The sequence below is a fragment of the Achromobacter sp. genome (genome assembly GCF_032102605.1).
GTDB lineage: Bacteria > Pseudomonadota > Gammaproteobacteria > Burkholderiales > Burkholderiaceae_B > Achromobacter.
The window spans coordinates 350122-368414 of the sequence record NZ_DAMDGT010000005.1 but is presented as its reverse complement, the minus strand read 5'-3'; the positions used below and the strand labels follow the sequence as shown (position 1 = coordinate 368414).

The 18293-nt window shown below is 64.8% G+C and carries 10 protein-coding genes; all 10 read left to right on the top strand.

Going from position 1 to position 18293, the window contains the following annotated elements; all coding sequences use genetic code 11:
* The first annotated feature begins 35 nt into the window (after positions 1-35).
* The 10 genes from nadE to RT614_RS14460 all read left to right on the top strand — a co-directional run bounded on the left by nadE (position 36) and on the right by RT614_RS14460 (position 18281).
* Positions 36-875 (top strand): ammonia-dependent NAD(+) synthetase, encoded by an 840-nt coding sequence (gene nadE / locus RT614_RS14505; RefSeq protein WP_313622801.1) that lies wholly within the window; start codon positions 36-38, stop codon positions 873-875.
* 91 nt (positions 876-966) lie between these two features.
* A complete protein-coding gene (locus RT614_RS14500; protein ID WP_313622800.1) occupies positions 967-5091 on the top strand; it encodes a CheR family methyltransferase in 4125 nt (1374 codons plus the stop codon).
* 547 nt (positions 5092-5638) lie between these two features.
* Positions 5639-6796 carry an efflux RND transporter periplasmic adaptor subunit gene (locus RT614_RS14495; RefSeq protein ID WP_313622799.1) on the top strand — a complete coding sequence of 386 codons (1158 nt, stop codon included), beginning with the start codon at positions 5639-5641 and terminating at the stop codon, positions 6794-6796.
* Between the two features lie 11 nt (positions 6797-6807).
* The gene (locus RT614_RS14490) at positions 6808-9972 is read left to right on the top strand and encodes a multidrug efflux RND transporter permease subunit (RefSeq protein ID WP_313622798.1); all 3165 of its coding nucleotides are present in this window, start codon (positions 6808-6810) and stop codon (positions 9970-9972) included.
* The gene (locus RT614_RS14485; protein ID WP_313622797.1) at positions 9969-11519 is read left to right on the top strand and encodes an efflux transporter outer membrane subunit; all 1551 of its coding nucleotides are present in this window, start codon (positions 9969-9971) and stop codon (positions 11517-11519) included. The genes RT614_RS14490 and RT614_RS14485 overlap by 4 nt, the downstream gene beginning before the upstream one ends.
* Entirely contained in the window at positions 11516-13006 is a 1491-nt protein-coding gene (locus RT614_RS14480) for an alpha/beta hydrolase (protein WP_313622796.1), read from the top strand. The genes RT614_RS14485 and RT614_RS14480 overlap by 4 nt, the downstream gene beginning before the upstream one ends.
* Positions 13003-13986, top strand: coding sequence for an AI-2E family transporter (locus tag RT614_RS14475; protein WP_313622795.1), 984 nt, complete (start codon positions 13003-13005; stop codon positions 13984-13986). Before RT614_RS14480 ends, RT614_RS14475 begins: the two co-directional genes overlap by 4 nt.
* Before the next feature lie 100 nt (positions 13987-14086).
* On the top strand, positions 14087-15508 hold the full coding sequence (locus RT614_RS14470) for a basic amino acid/polyamine antiporter (protein ID WP_313622905.1): 1422 nt from the start codon (positions 14087-14089) through the stop codon (positions 15506-15508).
* A gap of 16 nt (positions 15509-15524) precedes the next feature.
* Positions 15525-16766 (top strand): arginine deiminase, encoded by a 1242-nt coding sequence (gene arcA, locus RT614_RS14465; protein ID WP_313622794.1) that lies wholly within the window; start codon positions 15525-15527, stop codon positions 16764-16766.
* Between the two features lie 84 nt (positions 16767-16850).
* The gene (locus RT614_RS14460; RefSeq protein ID WP_313622793.1) at positions 16851-18281 is read left to right on the top strand and encodes a basic amino acid/polyamine antiporter; all 1431 of its coding nucleotides are present in this window, start codon (positions 16851-16853) and stop codon (positions 18279-18281) included.
* Positions 18282-18293 lie beyond the last annotated feature (12 nt).

Genomic DNA, 18293 nt, shown 5'->3' with positions numbered 1-18293 from the left:
GCTGGGGGTGGGCCGGTCGCAGCAGAGGATTAACCATGGAACAGGCAAATAGGACTCCCCGCGGGCGGGATGCCATCGCACGTGAACTTGGTGTCGCCGCACATTTCGACGCCGCCGCAGAGCTTGAAAGACGGATCGCGTTTCTGGCGGACTATCTGTTGAAGTCGCAGCGCTCGGGCTACGTGCTGGGCGTGAGCGGCGGGGTGGACTCCACCGTGGCCGCGCGCCTCGCGCAGCTTGCAGTCGAGCGCGTGCGAGGCCACGGCAGGGCGGCCACATTCATCGCCGTGAGGTTGCCCTACGGCGACCAGCGGGACGAGTCGGATGCTGCGCAGGCCATGGATTTCATCGCGCCCGACCGCAGGATGCGCATCGACATCAAGCCGGCCGTGGACGCACAGCGCGAGGCGCTGCGTGCCGCCGGGCTGTTGTACGCGGACGAGGCCGCTGAAGACTTCGGCGCCGGGAACATCAAGGCCCGGCAGCGCATGGTGGCGCAATACGCCATTGCCGGGGCGCTGGACTGCCTGGTGATAGGCACGGACCAGGCGGCCGAGGCCCTGATGGGCTTTTTCACCAAGCATGGCGACGGCGCGGCCGATGTGCTGCCTCTGCGCGGCCTGACCAAGCGGCGCGTGCGCGCGTTGGGATCACTGCTGGGCGCTCCTGCGCAACTGGTCGACAAGGTGCCCACCGCCGACCTGGAGTCGCTGCGCCCGCTGCGCCCCGACGAAGACGCCTTTGGCGTTTCATACGGCCAGATCGACGGGTATCTGGAAGGGGAACCCGTCTCCGACGACGCCATCGCACGGATTGAACAGCAGTTCCGCGCGACCGCACACAAGCGCAGCCCGCCGCCGGGTCCGCCGGACTGAAACGAGGTGAATGCGCCTCGGATTCCCAAGCTTTGAGCCGATGCGCGGCTGTATCATTGCCATAACCCCAGCCAGCTAGCACAGGCCTAAAATGTCCGATTCGCCGTCCGTTCCCGACAACCAGCCGGGACTCGCCCAAAGCTCGCTCACTTTCCCCGTCGTCGGGTTGGGAGCCTCAGCCGGAGGCATCGACGCACTCAAGAGTTTTTTCGCCAACATGCCGCGCGAACCCGGCATGGCTTTCGTCGTGGTTGTGCATCTGTCTCCCGACCACGAAAGCATCCTGGACAAGATCCTGCAGGCAAGCACCGGCATTCCGGTCAAGCAGGTCACCAAGCCGGTGCCCATTCAGCGCGACCATATCTATGTAATACCGCCTGCGGCCTCGCTGTCCATGAACGACGGCTATTTGCGTCTGGCATCGGCCGGCCGTCCTCAGGGGCGCCACATCGCCATTGACGAGTTCTTTCGAACCCTCGCGGACGTGCACAAGACGCGGGCGGTGGGCATCGTCCTGTCTGGCGGAGGCTCGGACGGATCAGTCGGGTTGGCGCGCATCAAGGAGCAAGGCGGCGTGACATTTGCGCAGCTGCCCGAGGAAGCCGAACACGAGATGATGCCGCGCAATGCGATATCCACCGGCATGGTGGATATCGTCTTGCCGGTGACCGACATGCCGGTCCGGCTGAAGAAAATCGCCGAAAACATGGACAGCATCCACCTGCCGGCGTTGACCGACGCCGAGGCATCGGGGGCCGCGGACGCGGAACAGGCCGTCGACGAGACGCCGCACGACCGTGATGCGCTGCGCGAAATTCTTGGCGTGCTTCGGGCTCGCACGGCGCACGATTTCCGCCATTACAAGAAGGCCACGGTCCTGCGCCGCATCGAGCGCCGGATGCAGGTCGCGGGCGTTTCCACACTGGCGGATTACGTAAAGCTGCTTCAGAATCGCGTCGAAGAAACGCCAAAGCTGCTGTCGGACATGCTCATTGGCGTCACGCAGTTCTTCCGCGACAAGGAAGCATTCGCCAGCCTGGACGAATTCGTACTGCCCAAGCTGTTCAAAGCCTTGCAAGGAAATCCCGAGCGTGGATTGCGCGCGTGGATCGCCGGTTGCTCCACCGGCGAGGAGGCTTATTCGCTGGCCATGCTTCTGAGCTCGCGAGCCGATGCGATGAGCCATCCGCAGAGGTTTCAGCTGTTTGCCACCGACATCGACGAATCCGCCCTGTCGGTCGGCCGCGCCGCCGCATATTCCCCGGCGATCAAGGCGGACGTGCCCGAAGTGATGCTGCAAAGCTTTTTCACACTGGAGGACACCGAATACCGGATCAAGAAAGACATTCGTGAACGGGTCCTCTTCGCCGTCCACAATGTGCTCCGCGACCCGCCTTTCTCGCGGCTGGACCTCGTCAGCTGCCGCAATTTGCTGATCTACCTTGACCGGGAGGTGCAACGGGACGTCCTGCGCATGTTCCATTTCGCCTTGAAGCCGGGCGGCTACCTGTTCCTGGGCAGCTCGGAATCGGCGGACGCCTGCCCGCAGCTTTTCGAGGTGGTGGATAAGCGCAATCGCATCTACGTCGCCCGCGAAACACCCACCGGGCTCAGAGGTGTGCCGGAACTCACCGACGGCGGCGTCAACCACGTCCGGCCGATCCACGCGTCCGCCGTCCCGCAGCGCCAGACCAAGATTGCCTATGCCGCCGTGCATCAACGCGCGCTGGAACTGTACGCCCCGCCCAGCGTCATCGTCGACGCCAATAGCGACATCGTGCATATATCGGACCGTGCTGGACGGTTCCTGCGCTTTCCTGGCGGGGAGCCCTCCCGCAACCTGCCGTCGTCGGTGCATCCGGAACTACGCACCGAACTGCGCACCGCCATGTTCCAGGCGCTGCACACCCGCAAGAGCGTCGAGGCGCGCCGCGTGAAAATGACGTTCGGAGAACGGATTAGCTACGTGAATATGGTCGTACGGCCATTCCGGCACGAGGAAACGGGCAGCGACTACATGCTGGTGCTGTTCGACGAAGTCGAAGACGTCATGAGCGCCGAAGGAAGCCAGGGCGCGCTGGGCGGTTCGGCTGCGGTGCTGACTCAACTCGAGGCGGAACTGCAGGGCACCAGAGACCAATTGCAGGCCACCATCGAACAGGCCGAAACTTCCACGGAAGAACTGAAGGCCTCCAACGAGGAACTGCAGGCCATCAACGAACAACTGCGGTCCACCACGGAAGAACTCGAAACCGGCAAGGAAGAGCTGCAGTCCGTCAACGAAGAGCTGATCACGGTCAACGCAGAGCTCAAAACCAAAGTCGACGAAACGGCCAAGATCAACGACGACTTGCAGAACCTCATCGCATCGACGGATATTGCCACCGTGTTCGTGGACCGCATGATGCGCATTCAATGGTTCACGCCGCGGGCAGCGGACATTTTCAATGTCATCGCCAGCGACGCGGGCAGGTCGGTGCTGGACATCACCCACCGGCTGGATTACCCCGACCTGGCGAAGGACGCCGAGGGTGTGTTCGAGTCGCTGCGTCCTCAGGAACGAGAGGTGCGCAGCAACACCGACCGCTGGTATCTGGCAAGGCTTTTGCCGTACCGCAGCGCCGAGCACCGCATCGAAGGCGCGGTGCTGACATTCATTGACATCACCGATCGCCGCAAGGCGGAAGACCGCGTGCGGCTGGGCGAAGCGCATCTCAAGCTGATGACCGAAAGCGCTCGTGATTTCGGCATCATGACGCTGGACAGCGACGGCTACATCACCAATTGGAATATCGGCGCCGAGCTTATGTTCGGCTACACCCGCGGCGAAGCCGTGGGCAAACCCATTTCGATCATTTTCACGGACGAGGACATCGAGGCAGGGCGGCCCCAACACGAGCTGAACCGCGCCCGGCAGATCGGCTATGCCCCCGACGACCGCTGGCACAAGCGCAAGGACGGCGGCCTGGTGTTCTGCACTGGCGGCGTGAACCGGATGGACGATCCGGCTTACCAGGGTTACGCCAAAATCGTGCGCGACGTGACGGAACTGAAGCTGCGCGATGCCGAACAGGAATCGCGGCTTGATCGCGCCCGCGCCGACAGCGTGCTGAAGGACGAGTTCTTTGCAGTCGTGTCGCATGAGCTCAAACACCCGCTCAACCTGATTCAGCTGAATGCGGAACTGCTGGCTCGCACGCCAGCGGTGCGCAATTACAAGCCCGCAGCCCGCGCGGCCGAATTGATCCAGCGCTCGGTCCGGGGGCAGGCGCGCATCATCGACGACCTGCTGGACCTGTCCCGCGTGCGCACCGGCAAGCTGGCGCTGAACCGGTCGATCTTCGACGTCACGGCGATCGCGAAGAACATCCTGGAAGTCCTGAAGCCCGTTGCTGCCGCGGCGGGGATAGACCTGCGCAGCGATTTCGATGCCACCCTGGCGATTCACCTGAATGCCGATCCCGTGCGTATCGAGCAGGTCATCTGGAACCTGCTGAACAACGGCATCAAGTTCACGCCCGAGGGCGGTTCAGTGACCCTGACGCTGGGTGTCGAGAATATGCGCGCCCGGCTGGAAGTCTCGGACACCGGCCAGGGCATCGACCCCAAGTTCGTCGACAGGGTGTTCGACATGTTCAGCCAGGGCGACGCGCGACAAAAGAGCGGCTCCAGTCCCGGCCTGGGAATCGGGCTGGCGGTTGTCAACGAGCTGGTGGGGGCTCACGGCGGCTCGATCAAGGTCCATTCGGACGGGCTTGGACGTGGTGCGCGCTTTACTGTCTGGCTTGATCTTGCCGGCGCGGCGGCGCAAGAAGATGTTCCGCACATCAGCAGCGACCGCCCGCTCGAAGGATTGAAGATCCTGCTCGTGGACGATTCCGACGATGTCCTGCAGATCATGCGGGACCTGTTGGACATGGAGGGCGCCGACGTCACCGCGGTGCCGGGCGGGCGGCAGGCGCTGGAAGCGCTGGAAAGCTCCCGCTTCGATCTGCTGCTGTCCGATGTCGGCATGCCGGTGATGGACGGGTACACGTTGATGCGGACGATACGCCAGAAAGACGGCGGCGCAATGCCGGCGATCGCGCTCACTGGCTTTGGCGCGAAGGAAGACATGCGGGAGGCGGTCAAGGCGGGCTTTTCGGCGCACATCAGCAAGCCCGTGGCACTGGACGATCTGCTGGATGTGGTGCGCAAGTTGCGACTGAAAAGCTGACTTTTTTTGTTTCCGTTGTCGCTACTGGAAACAAAGCGCAACGACGCGATGGCAAGCATTGCACAAATGTGCGCTGCGACAAGGCGCAGGGCGAAACGATAAAAGCTTGCACTTAGCGCAATCGGTACTTAAGCTGTTCTTGCGCGCGGGTCCCGGCACAGCTCGTTCCCGCGATCACGACGGAGCCTTTCGCAGGCTCCGTGTTCGACCCCACAACATGTTTCTGCCAGTTTTCCTTGTCACCGACGTAAAGGATGCTCGTGCGAAAGTCGATGTTATTGGTGGTTCCACGCAGTGTCCCGCTGACACCGGGCATGACCCGGTCTTGCCGTCCCTGGCAAACTTTTCTCCGCGCCACGCAGTCCAGAACGGCGGATCCAGCCGTCCCCAGCACGATCACCCCTCGATGCTCCGGCGCACCCGCATCTAAGAAAGCTGGCTCTAAGGCGCTTGTATTGCGCCGCTGATCAGTGAAAGTTTGGCCGTCTCCGCAGGATGCGGGCACGGTAGCGCAAGACCTCGTGTCCGACCGCTAAGGAGCTTTGGGATGACGCAAGTAAGCAACAATGTCCGCCGTGTCCTGATGTACGCCATGGGGGCCTGGACGCTGGCGCTGGCGGGCTGCGGGGATCGAAACGATGCGTCGGCAGTCACGATTCCGCCCATGAAGGTGATCGTCGTCACCATCGGGCGCCAGCCCGTCGACCTCAACGTGGATCTTCCCGGGCGCATCGAACCCATTCGTACGGCCGAGGTGCGCGCGCGCGTGGACGGCATCGTTGAAAAGCTGCTTTACAACGAAGGCAGCGACGTGCAGGCGGGGGACCCTCTGTTCCAGATCGATCCCAGCGACTACAAGGCGCAGCTTGCCCAGGCCAACGCGATGCTGCAACGGGCGCAGGCAGTGCAGAAGAACGCGCGTTCGGTCACAGATCGGTTCCGTCCGCTGGTGCAGCGCCAGGCGGTCAGCGCCCAGGAATACGAGGCGGCACTGGCCGCGCTGGGCCAGGCGCAGGCCAATGTGGCGGACGCGCAGGCCGCGGTGACGCTTGCGCAGTTGCGGCTCGACCGTTGCACGGTCAGGGCGCCGATCGCCGGCCGGGTGGGGCGCGCGCTGGTCACCGAGGGCGCGCTGGTCAGCGCGTCGGCCGCGACCCTGCTTGCGCAGGTGAACCAGCTTTCCCCGATCAGCGCGACCTTCACCAAATCGAACACCGCCATCATGGACCTGACGGACTACGCCCGTTCAGGCGCATTGGCCACCGCCGAGGGCAACACCTTCCAGGTCCGCCTGACGCTGGCCAACGGCCGCGAGTTCGGCGAAACCGGCGTGGTGGACTTTGCCGACCTGAGCGTGGACCGCAGCACGGGCGCGCAGACCATACGGGCCCGCTTCGACAATGCCAACAGGGAGCTGCTGCCCGGCCAGTTCGTCACCGGGCAGATCCATATCGGCGTGCGGCAGGAAGGCATCCTGCTTCGGGCGCGCGCCGCCCGGCTGAACGGCGACACCGCCACCGTGTTCGTCATCGGCCCCGATGACACGGCGGTGGCCAAGCAGATCGAGGTGGGCGAGCAGATCGCCGGTAACTGGGTGGTGCGTCGCGGCCTGGAGGCCGGGGAGAGGGTAGTGGTGGACGGCTGGCACAAGATCCGGCCGGGCCAGCGGGTCGAGCCCGTCGAACAGCAGAACGCGAAACCCTAGCGGAGTCGGCCATGGGCTCATTCTTTGTATTGCGGCCGGTTTTTGCTTGGGTGGTGGCGCTGTTTCTCTTGCTGTTCGGCCTGATATCGCTGGTGTTGCTGCCGGTGGAGCAATATCCCAACATCGCGCCGCCGTCGATCACCATCCAGGCCACCTTCCGCGGCGCCGATACGACGACCATCGACCGCACCGTCACCTCCATCATCGAGGAGGAAATGAACGGGGTGGACAATTTCCTGTATATGGCGTCGGTCAGCCGGGCCAACGGAACCTCGCAGATCACCGTGACCCTTCAGCCCGGCACGGACCTGGACGTGGCGCGCAGCCAGGTGCAGGACCGCCTGAGCCGGGTCGAGCCGCGCTTGCCCCAGGAAGTGCGCCAATTGGGCGTCGCGGTCACCAAGGCCTCGTCAGGCTTCCTGATGCTGCTGGCGCTGCAATCCGAGACCGGCGACGTCAGTGCGGTGCAGATGGGCAATTTCGCCTCGAACAACATCCTGAACGAGCTGCGGCGCATCCGCGGCGTGGGCGACGTGCAGCTCTTCGGATCGTCGTACGCCATGCGGATCTGGCTGGACGAGCGCAAGCTGGCCAGCTTCCAGATGTCGGCCAGCGACGCGATGCGCGCCGTGCAGGAACAGAACGCGCAGACGATCGGCGGATCGCTGGGCGACCTGCCGCTGGCGCAGGGCGCCGACTTCAACGCCCAGATCGTCGCGCAGAGCCGGTTTTCGACGCCCGAGCAGTTCCGGCAAGTCATTCTGCGCGTCAATAACGATGGTTCATTGGTGCGGCTGGGCGACGTGGCCCGCGTGGAGCTGGGCAACGAAAGCTACAACTTCCGGCTCAGCGTGAATGGCAAGGAGGCCGCGGGCATCGCCATCCAACTGGCCAACGACGCCAACGCGCTGGACGTCGCGCGGCAGGTCCGCCAGCGGATGACGGAACTGGAATCCGTGTTCCCGGCCGGCGTCGGCTGGACGGTTCCGTTCGACACTACGCCCTTCATCACGACGTCCATCAGCTCGGTGCTGGTGACGATGGTGGAAGCCCTGCTGCTGGTTACTGCGATGGTGTTCCTGTTCCTGCAAAGCTGGCGCAGCACGCTGATTCCCACGCTGATCGTGCCGATCGCCCTGGTGGGCACCTGCGCCGGCCTGTTCCTGTTCGGCGCATCGATCAACCTCTTGTCGTTGTTCGGGATGGTGGTGGCGATCGGCGTGCTGAACGACGACGCCATCGTGGTGTCGGAAAATGTGGCGCGCATCATGAAGGACGAACAACTGTCCGCGCCGGATGCAACGCGCAAGGCCGTGGGCCAGGTCTGGGGGGCGATCATCGCCAGCACCCTCGTGCTGGTGGCGGTGTTCGTGCCCATGGCCATGTTTCCGGGCTCCAGCGGCGCGATCTACCGGCAGTTCTCCATCACGCTGTCCGTGGCCATTGTCGTGTCCACCGTGCTGGCGCTGTCGCTGGGCGCGGCCTTGTGCGCAACCTTGCTGAAGCTGCCGGATGACAAGCCGTCCAAGGGACGCGTTTCCAAGGCGAAGATGTGGGTGTTCAACAAGTTCAATTCGGGCTTTGACGCCATGACGCGCCAGTACGTACGCGCGGTCGAGCACATGCTGGTGCGGCCCCTGCGCTGGATGCTTATCTTCCTGGGCGTCTGCGGACTGACGATCTTCCTGTTTTCGCGTCTTCCGGGCGGCTACCTGCCGCTGGAAGACCAGGGCTATTTCTTCGTGTCGTACACCGGGGCGCCCGGCACGACGGCCGACCAGACCGAGGCCGCGGTGCAGCAGGCCGAAAGCATGCTGCGGCAACAACCCGCCGTGCGCAATGTCGCATCGGTGGTTGGCTTCAACTTCTTCGGACAGGGGCAGACGGCCGCGCTGTCGTTCGTGGACCTGCATCCCTGGAGCGAACGCACGGCGCGCAGCGACGCGGTGGACGCGCTGGTCGGGCGCAGCAACCTGGGATTCCGGTCCATTCCGCAGGCCCTGATCTTCGCCCTGAATCCGCCGCCCATACCCTCGATGGGCAATGCGTCGGGCTTTTCGATGAAGGTGCAGGACCGCACCGCGCAGGGTGGCGCCGGCCTGACCGCGACGGGTGCGGCGATGATCGCGGCGGCGGCGGCCAGCCCCTTGCTGACCGGCGTTCGCCTGGACGGGATGCCGCCGGGACCGCGCCTGTACGTCGAGATCGACCGGGTCCATGCGCGGGCGCTGGGCTTGCAGGTGGCCCAGGTGAACCAGGCGCTGACCCTGGCGTTCGGGTCCAACTACGTCAATGACTTCCTGCACGAGGGATCCGTACAGCGGGTGTTCATCCAGGCCGAGGCGGACCAGCGGATGCTGCCGCAGGACATTGCGGCGCTGCAGCTCCCCAACAACCGCGGCGAGATGGTGCCTTTCTCGGCGTTCTCGCGCATGCGCTGGATAGATGGCCCCCAGCAGCTCGAGCGCTACAACGGCTTTCCCTCCATCACCATTTCGGGCGAGGCCGCGGCCGGGCGGTCCAGCGGCGTGGCGCTGGCAGAGATGGAAGCCATCGCCGCGCGCGTTCTGCCGCAAGGCATCACATACGAATGGACCGGCACGGCCTACGAGGAGCAGCAGGCGGGCAACCAGGTGGCGTTGCTGCTGGGCCTGTCGCTGGTGGTGGTGTTTCTGCTGCTGTCCGCGTTGTACGAAAGCTGGTCGGTGCCGGTGTCGGTACTGCTCATCCTGCCCTTCGGGATACTGGGCGCAGCCGCGTTCACGCTGGGGCGGGGCATGTCGGCGGACATCTACTTCAATATCGGGCTGGTCACCATCATCGGTCTGGCCGCCAAGAACGGCATCCTGATCGTGGAGTTCGCGCTGAAGGAAGAGCTGGAAGGCCGCGACAGAAAGGAGGCCGTGGTGGATGCCGCCCGGCAGCGCCTGCGCCCCATCATCATGACGAGCATCACCTTCGTGCTGGGCATGCTGCCTCTGGTGCTTGCCACCGGCGCGGGCGCGGCCAGCCGGCAGGCGGTGGGCACCAGCGTGATGGGCAGCATGCTGACCGCGACGCTGTTCGGCGTGTTCTTCACTCCGCTGTTCTACATGGTGGCCCGGAGGTGGTCCGGCCCCCGCTCCGATGCCCGAAAGGCGCCGGCCAAGCCCGAAGAGCAGGGAGACAACCCATGAGGGCCGGACGCATCGCCGCGGCGGCCGTGGTGGGGTGGGGCCTGTCCGCCTGCAATTTCGCGCCGGTGCACCAACGGCCCGATGTCGCGATGCCTGCGGTCTTTCCTGGCGACGTTCCGGCTGACGCGGTTGCGGCGCAGGACGTGGCGTGGCAGCAGTTTTTTGGCGACCCCGAGCTCAAGCGCCTGATCGCCCGGTCGCTGGAACTGAACCAGGACCTGGCCGCCGCGACGGCGCGTATCGAGCAGGCGCGTGCGTTCTACCGGATCGAAAGGGCCAACCTGCTGCCGCAACTGGACGCCGGCGCATCCGCGTCTCGCAACCAGGCGCCGCTGACCGTGCTTGACCCGGCGCTGGCAGGCTCCCGCCAAACCGTGCAGTTCAACCAGTTCAACGTCCAGGTGATGGTGACGTCGTTCGAGCTGGATTTCTGGGGGCGGGTGCGCAACCTGACCGAATCGGCGCTGCAACAATACCTGGCGACGGTGGAAGGGCAGCGGGCGTTCCGCCTGTCTCTGATCTCCAATGTCGCGTCGACCTACTACGACGCGCGGGCGGGCGAAGAGGGCATTGCGCTGGCGCAGCGCACGGTCGAGACGCGCAGCTATGCGCTGGGCGTCGCCAAGGATCGGCTGGACGCGGGAGTCACGTCGCTGGTCGACTTCGAGCAGTCCGCCATCCTCCTGACGCAGGCGCAGACCCAGTTGGCCGAATGGCAGCGCGCCACCGCGGCGCACTGGAATCGGCTATGGGTGCTGGTCGGCGAGAACCTCCAGGACGAGATGGGCGGCGGTCCGCCCATCGAGGCCGCGGGACAGTTCGATGCGCTAAGCCCCGGCCTGCCGTCCACCCTGCTGACGGCCCGGCCGGACATCCGCCAGGCCGAGAACCGGCTGCGCAGCGCCAATGCGAACATCGGCGTCGCCCGCGCGGCGCTGTTCCCGCGTATCGCACTGACGGGTTCGTTCGGGTATGCGTCCTCCGAGCTGTCGGACCTGTTCTCGTCGCCCAGCCAGATCTGGGGCATCGGCGCCGGGGTGGCCTGGCCGATCTTCGATTACGGGCAGCGGCGGGCCGCCGTGGATTTCGCGTCAGCCCAGCGCGATGAAATGGTCGCCACATACCGCAAGACCGTGCAAACCGCGTTCAGCGAGGTGGCGACCGCGCTGGAGAACCGCAAGCGATTCCAGGAGCAGGTCGCCGCCCAGGCGACGGCCATCCAGGCGCAGCGGCGTCTGGCCGAGACCGCCGAGCTGCGCTATATGAACGGCATCTCGATCTATCTGGAAGTCGTCGACGCCCGGCGCGGGCTGTTCAACGCCGAACAGCAGATGCTGACGCTGCGGGCATCGCAGCTTCAGAATGGGGTGTCGCTGTATGCGGCGTTGGGCGGCGGCGACGAACCGCTGGCGGTGGCGGAGGCGGGCGCTCCGGCGACCGGCGCACCCGCGGCTGGCGCACCTCCGGCTGGCGTTCCTGCGACCGGCGCACCTGTGCCCGAGCCCACGTCAAATGCGCCGGCGCCCGGCGCGGGAGCCGCCCAATGAATGCGGAAAAGCCCGCCGCCCCAGCCTCGCGCCCGCTGTGGCGGCGACTGCGCAAGGCTGCGATCATCGTGGCCGCGGGCGCGGTGTTGGTCGTCGTGGCGCTGATGGGCGTGCGCCTCTATGACATCCAGCAGGGGCCGCCGTTGGCGGCCTGGCACACCTATGTCCCGCAGGAACTGGACGCCGGGCAACTGGATCGCAGTACCTGGAAGGATTACCTGGCGCACGAAGACCAGCTTTTCGCACAGGTCAGGCAGAACGTCGGCGACAAACTGCTTCCCGAAGACAAAGTAGACAGCAACCGCTACTTTTCCGGCGCCAAGGTGTATCCCGAACATTTCGCGCACGACTGGAACCGGTCGTTCGTGCTGATGCCCGCCGGCGAACCGCGCGGCGTGGCGGTGCTGCTGCACGGCCTGACCGATTCGCCCTACAGCCTGCGGCACATCGCGATCCATTACCAGTCCGAAGGCTACGTGGCTGTCGCCATCCGGATGCCGGGCCATGGCACCGTGCCCGGCGGGCTGACGGACGCGCATTGGGAGGACTGGGCTGCGGCCACGCGGCTGGCCGTGCGGGAAGCGCGCCGCCTCGTGCCGGCGCCCAGGCCGCTGCATCTGGTGGGTTTTTCCAATGGTGGCGCGCTGGCGCTGATGCACACGCTCGATGCGCTGGACAATCCGAAGATCGGCAAGCCCGACCGGCTGGTGCTGATTTCGCCGATGGTCGGCATCACGGCATTCGCGCGTTTCGCCGGCGTGGCGGGCCTGCCCGCCATCCTGCCGGCATTTGCCAAGGCCGCCTGGCTCAGCATCGTTCCCGAATTCAACCCCTTCAAGTACAACTCCTTTCCCGTCCACGCGGCACGCCAGTCGTTCGAACTGACGCAGACCCTGCAGGACAGGCTGGTCGCGCAGCAGCGTTCCGGCGGCCTGGACCGGATGCCGCCCATCATCACCTTCCATTCGGTGCTGGACTTCACCGTCAGCACGCGCGCGCTGATCAATGCCTTGTACGCGCGCCTGCCCGATAACGGCAGCGACCTGGTGCTGTTCGACCTGAACCGCGCGACCAAGCTGGGGCCGCTGTTCCGACGCGGGGTGGCGTGGTCGCTGGCGGGCACGCTGCCGGGCGAAAAGCGCAACTACCGGCTGACACTCGTCACCAATGCCAGCCCGACGTCCAGCGCGATGATCGAACGCGTGATCGAGCCGAACTCAAACGAAGTCGTCGAACGCGCCATCGGCATGGACTATCCGCGCGAGGTCTATTCCCTATCGCACGTGGCGCTTCCTTTCCCGACGGACGATGCGCTGTACGGCACGCATCCCGACAACATCGAGGAATTCGGCATCAGCCTGGGCGCCATGTCCATGCGGGGCGAGGTGGGCGCCTTCGTGATCGGCATGGATACGCTGACCCGGCTGACGTCCAATCCGTTCTATGCCTATCTGGTCAAGCGCGTTGATGGGGTGATACCAAGATGACGTCTTTCGCACTGTCCGGAATCTTCGCCATCCTGCTGCTGGGCCTGCTGTACCTGGCCAGTCCGGTATTCGTGCCGCTGACGTTCGCGTTGTTCGTCATCTGCCTGGTTGCTCCGCTGCGCCAATACCTGGGGCGCAGGATGCCGGCGCCGCTGGCCGCGATCCTGGTGCTGGTGGTGACGCTGGCGGTGTCGGTGGTGTTCCTGTCGCTGGCGGGCTGGGGCTTCAGCCTGGTCGCCCAGTGGGTCATGGCCAATGCCGCGCGCTTCCAGCGCCTGTTCACGCTGGAAACCGAGACGCTGCATCCGCACGGCGCCATGGTGATCCAGATGTTCCAGGACAGTTTCAACGTGTCATGGCTGGTCCGGGCAATCCAGGAAATCGCCCTTCGGATCAACAGCATGCTGGGCATGATCTTCCTGTCGTTCGTCTTCATTGCGCTGGGCCTGTTCGAACTGGACGAGGCGCCGGGCCGGCTGACCCGACTGTTGGGCGAGCCACGCGCGCAGCGGTGTATCGAGATCGCCCGCGAGGCCGCCAGCAAGCTGCGCTGGTACATGGTGATCCGCACGGTGGCCAGCGTGCTGACCGGCGTGACGGTCTGGCTGTTCGCGATCTATGCCGGACTGGAGCTGGCGACCGCCTGGGGCGGGCTGGCCTTCCTGCTGAACTACATCCCCTTTCTGGGGCCACTGGTCGCGACGGTGTTTCCGGCGTTCTTCGCATTCGTCCAGTACGGATCGCTTCAGACGAGCATCGCGGTCCTGGTGGTATTGAACTGCATCCAGATTGTCTACGGCTGCTATCTGGAACCCCGGCTTGCCGGCAGCGCGTTCTCGTTGTCGCCGCTGATGGTGATGCTGGCCGTGTTTTTCTGGGGATTGGTGTGGGGCATACCCGGCACGTTCATCGGGGTCCCACTGCTGATCATCATGACGACGGTGTATGGCGCTACCCGGAATTCCGATCGGGGGCTATGAGGAACTGATTGCGGTACCCGCGGCAAAGCCAGCCCGCCCGGGCAGCACCAGGGCAGACGGCCGACCTGCTCACGTCTTTGCTCAATATTGGAGGTGCATGATGGAAAGCAGTACTCCCAAGAAGCTAGGATTGCTTGCCCTGACGGGCATGGTGGTGGGGTCGATGATCGGGGCGGGTATCTTCTCGCTACCCAGGACGTTTGGCGGCGCGACAGGCGTGGTCGGGGCCGTGATCGCGTGGATCATCGCCGGCGCGGGCATGTACACGCTGGCGCGCGTGTTCCAGTCGCTGGCCGAGCGCAAGCCCGAGCTGGACGCTGGCGTGTTCGCCTACGCCAAGGCGGGGTTTGGAGACTATCTCGGCTTTCTGTCCGCCTTTGGCTACTGGATCGGCAGCTGCATCGGGAACGTGTCGTACTGGGTGCTGATCAAGTCCACGCTGGGCGCCTTCTTCCCCGTGTTCGGGGATGGCAATACGGTGATCGCAATCGCGGTGGCGTCGGTCGGCATCTGGCTGTTCCACTTCATGATTCTGCGCGGCGTGCAGCAGGCGGCGTTCATCAACGCCGTGGTGACGGTGGCCAAGATCATCCCTATCGTGGTGTTCATCATCGTCCTGTTCGTGGCGTTCAAGGTCGATCTGTTCCGCATCAACTTCTGGGGCGAGCTCAGCGGCTACAGCCTGTTCGAACAGGTCAGGCGGACGATGCTGGTGACCGTCTTCGTCTTCCTGGGCATCGAGGGCGCCAGCGTGTATTCCCGCTTTGCGTCCAAGCGGTCGCACGTGGGCGTGGCGACGCTGATCGGCTTCGTGACGGCGCTGCTGCTGATGGTGCTGGTCACGTTGCTGCCCTATGCGGCCATGCAGCAGAGCGACATCGCCACGTTGCGCCAGCCGTCCATGGCCGGCGTGCTGGAAGCCGTGGTCGGACCGTGGGGCGCGGTGTTCGTCAGCGTGGGCCTGCTGATTTCGGTGTTGGGCGCGTACCTGGCCTGGTCGCTGATCTGCGCCGAGGTCATGCACGCGGCCGCCAAGAACGAAGACATGCCGCGCGCGTTTGCTCGTGAAAACAAGAACGGCGTGCCTGTCGTGGCGCTGTGGGTCACCAACATCATCGTGCAGCTCTTCGTCATCAGCACGTACTGGTCGCGGGATGCGTTCGCGCTGATGCTCAGCCTGACCAGCGCGATGTCGCTGATCCCCTACCTGCTGGTTGCGGGCTTTGGCTACATGCTGGCCAAGCGCGGCGAGACCTACATCGACGGCAAGGACCGCAAGCGGGATCTCACCCTTGCCGGCATCGCGGCCGTCTATACCCTTTTCATGATTTTTGCCGGCGGCCTGAAGTTCCTGCTGCTGTCGGCACTGTTGTACGCGCCTGGGTCGGTCCTGTACTTCTGGGCCCGGCGCGAGCAGGGCAGGTCATTCTTCACGGGGTGGGAGTTGACCGTTTTCATCGTGGCGTGCGTCGGAGCCCTGGCCGCTATCGTCGGCCTGATCTACGGCTGGATCGCCATCTAACGTTTGGGAGCTAGTCATGGCTGATACCGAGAATTTTGGAGTCCATTCAGAAGTGGGGCAGCTGCGCACGGTGATGGTATGCGCGCCCGGAAGGGCGCACGAACGACTGACGCCTTCCAATTGCGATTCGCTGCTCTTTGACGACGTCATGTGGGTCGACAACGCGAAACGCGATCATTTCGACTTCATGACGAAAATGCGGGACCGCGGCGTCGATGTGCTGGAAATGCACAACCTGCTGGCCGAGACGCTTGAAGTCCCCGAAGCGAAGAAGTGGATCCTGGACAACCAGGTCGTGGCCAACCAGGTGGGCCTCGGGCTGCTCAATGAAATCCGCAGCTATCTGGACGGCCTGCCCGCGCGCAAGCTGGCCGAAACACTGATCGGCGGCCTGTCCACCGAAGAGTTTCCGGAGTCGATCGGGGGCGAGCAGCTCGCCCTGATCAAGGAGGCCGCCGGCGTCACGGAATACCTGCTGCCGCCGCTGCCCAACACGCTGTATACGCGAGATACGACGTGCTGGATCTACGGCGGCGTGACGCTGAATCCGCTGTACTGGCCGGCCCGGCACGAAGAGACGATCCTGACTTCGTCGATCTACAAGTTCCATCCGCGATTTGCCGGCAAGGTGAACGTCTGGTGGGGCGATCCCACGGCCGACCACGGCCTGGCCACGCTGGAGGGCGGCGACGTCATGCCGATCGGCAACCGCACGGTGATGATCGGGATGAGCGAACGGACGTCGCGCCAGGCCATCAGCCAGCTTGCTGCAAGCCTGTTCGCCAAAGAGGCGGCCGACCGGGTGATCGTGGCGGCCATGCCCAAGCTGCGGGCCGCCATGCACCTGGACACCGTGCTGACGTTCGCGGACCGGGATTGCGTGCTGATGTACCCCGACATCGTCAACGGCATCCAGGCGTTCTCCTATCGCCCGGGCAGCGCGCCGGGCTCGCTGGAACTGCACAAGGACAAAGGGTCGCTGGTCGACGTGATCGGCGGAGCGCTGGGCGTGAAGAAGATGCGGGTCGTCGAGACCGGCGGCAACGCCTATGTCCGGGAGCGCACGCAGTGGGACAGCGGCGCCAACCTGGTGTGCATATCGCCCGGGGTCGTCCTGGCCTATGACCGCAACGTGTACACCAACACGTTGCTGCGCAAGGCGGGTATCGAGGTCATCACCTTTGTCGGTGCGGAGCTGGGACGGGGCCGCGGGGGCGGGCATTGCATGACGTGCCCCATCTCGCGCGATCCCGCTTAAGGGGCGCGCGCCGCGCAGGCATGGCCCCGGACAAGGCCAGTCCTGCGCGGCCCTTGAAGACCGGGTCGCTTTCAGGAGACGATCGTGAGCGGGGAAACTGCCAAACTTTCTCGCATGGCGCTGGCCGCCATGGTGGTGGGTTCGATGGTGGGCGCGGGGATTTTCTCTTTGCCCAGCATCTTCGCGCGCAATACCGGTCCGGTGGGCGGCCTGGTGGCCTGGGCCATTGCGGGTACGGGCATGCTGACGCTGGCGATGGTCTTCCAGTTCCTGGCCCGGCGCCGGCCCGACCTGGACGCCGGCATCTTTGCCTACGCCAAGGCGGGCTTCGGCCTGTACCTGGGTTTCCTGGCCGCGCTGGGATACTGGACGGCGGCCTGCCTGGGCAACGTCAGCTACTTCGTCATCTTCAAGGCGACGCTGGGCGCCGTCATGCCGGTCTTTGGCGATGGCGACACGGTGCCGGCCGTGCTGGTGTCATCGGTGCTGCTTTGGTCCACCCATTTCGCCATCCTTCGCGGCATCCGCCAGGCCGCGGGAATGAATACGGTGGTGACGATCGCCAAGATCGTGCCCATCGCGATCTTCATCGTCTTCGCCGCCTTCGCGGTCGATCTGGACGTCCTGCGCGCGAACATCGCGGAAGGGCTGGGCGGCGAAGGCAAGGGCAGCCTGTTCGAGCAGGTGCGCAACACGATGCTGGTCACCGTGTTCGTGTTCCTGGGCGTGGAGGGAGCAAGCGTCTATTCCCGCTACGCCAAGCGCAGGGACGACGTCGCCATCGCCACCATCGTCGGCTTCCTGCTGGTGCTGACGTTGCTGGTGCTGGTCACCATGCTGTCGTACGGGGTCCTGCCGCGCGAGGAAATCGCTTCGCTGCGCAATCCGTCGATGGCGGGCGTGCTGCGGTCGGTCGTCGGCCCTTGGGGAAGCATGCTGGTCAGCGTAGGCCTGATGGTGTCGGTGGCGGGCGCCTACCTGGCCTGGATCCTGCTGGCCGCCGAAGTCCTGCGCGCCGCGGCCGGCGCGGGGATCATGCCGTCCTTCCTGGGGCGGGAGAACCGGCACGGCGTGCCGGCGGCCGCGCTTTGGCTCAGCAACGGCATCGTGCAGCTCTTCCTGATCGTCACGCTCTTTACCGAGGACACCTTCGTCCTCCTGAAGAACATGGCCAGTTCGATGAGCCTGATCCCGTATTTCTTCGTTGCTGCGTTCGGCCTGATGCTAACGCTGCGTGGCGAAACCTATGACGGCTGGAGCCGTCGCCGGATGATCGAACTGGGGCTTGCCGTCGTCGCGACCGTCTATGCGGCGGGCTTGGTGTATTCCGGGGGATTCCGGTATTTCGTGCTGTCGGCGGTCATCTACGCGCCCGGCACGATTCTCTTCCTGATTTCGCGGCGGGAGCAGCGCGGAAATATCTTCGCGCCCTACGAATGGCCGATCCTGCTGCTCATACTGGTGTCGTGCGGGATTGGCGTCTGGGCGATCAGCACGGGCAATACCGCCTTCTAGGCCTGCGAAAGA

Coding starts and splice junctions, on each gene's coding strand:
- nadE (WP_313622801.1), top strand. CDS start 36: ATGGAACAGGCAAATAGGACTCCCCGCGGGCGGGATGCCATCGCACGT.
- RT614_RS14500 (WP_313622800.1), top strand. CDS start 967: ATGTCCGATTCGCCGTCCGTTCCCGACAACCAGCCGGGACTCGCCCAA.
- RT614_RS14495 (WP_313622799.1), top strand. CDS start 5,639: ATGACGCAAGTAAGCAACAATGTCCGCCGTGTCCTGATGTACGCCATG.
- RT614_RS14490 (WP_313622798.1), top strand. CDS start 6,808: ATGGGCTCATTCTTTGTATTGCGGCCGGTTTTTGCTTGGGTGGTGGCG.
- RT614_RS14485 (WP_313622797.1), top strand. CDS start 9,969: ATGAGGGCCGGACGCATCGCCGCGGCGGCCGTGGTGGGGTGGGGCCTG.
- RT614_RS14480 (WP_313622796.1), top strand. CDS start 11,516: ATGAATGCGGAAAAGCCCGCCGCCCCAGCCTCGCGCCCGCTGTGGCGG.
- RT614_RS14475 (WP_313622795.1), top strand. CDS start 13,003: ATGACGTCTTTCGCACTGTCCGGAATCTTCGCCATCCTGCTGCTGGGC.
- RT614_RS14470 (WP_313622905.1), top strand. CDS start 14,087: ATGGAAAGCAGTACTCCCAAGAAGCTAGGATTGCTTGCCCTGACGGGC.
- arcA (WP_313622794.1), top strand. CDS start 15,525: ATGGCTGATACCGAGAATTTTGGAGTCCATTCAGAAGTGGGGCAGCTG.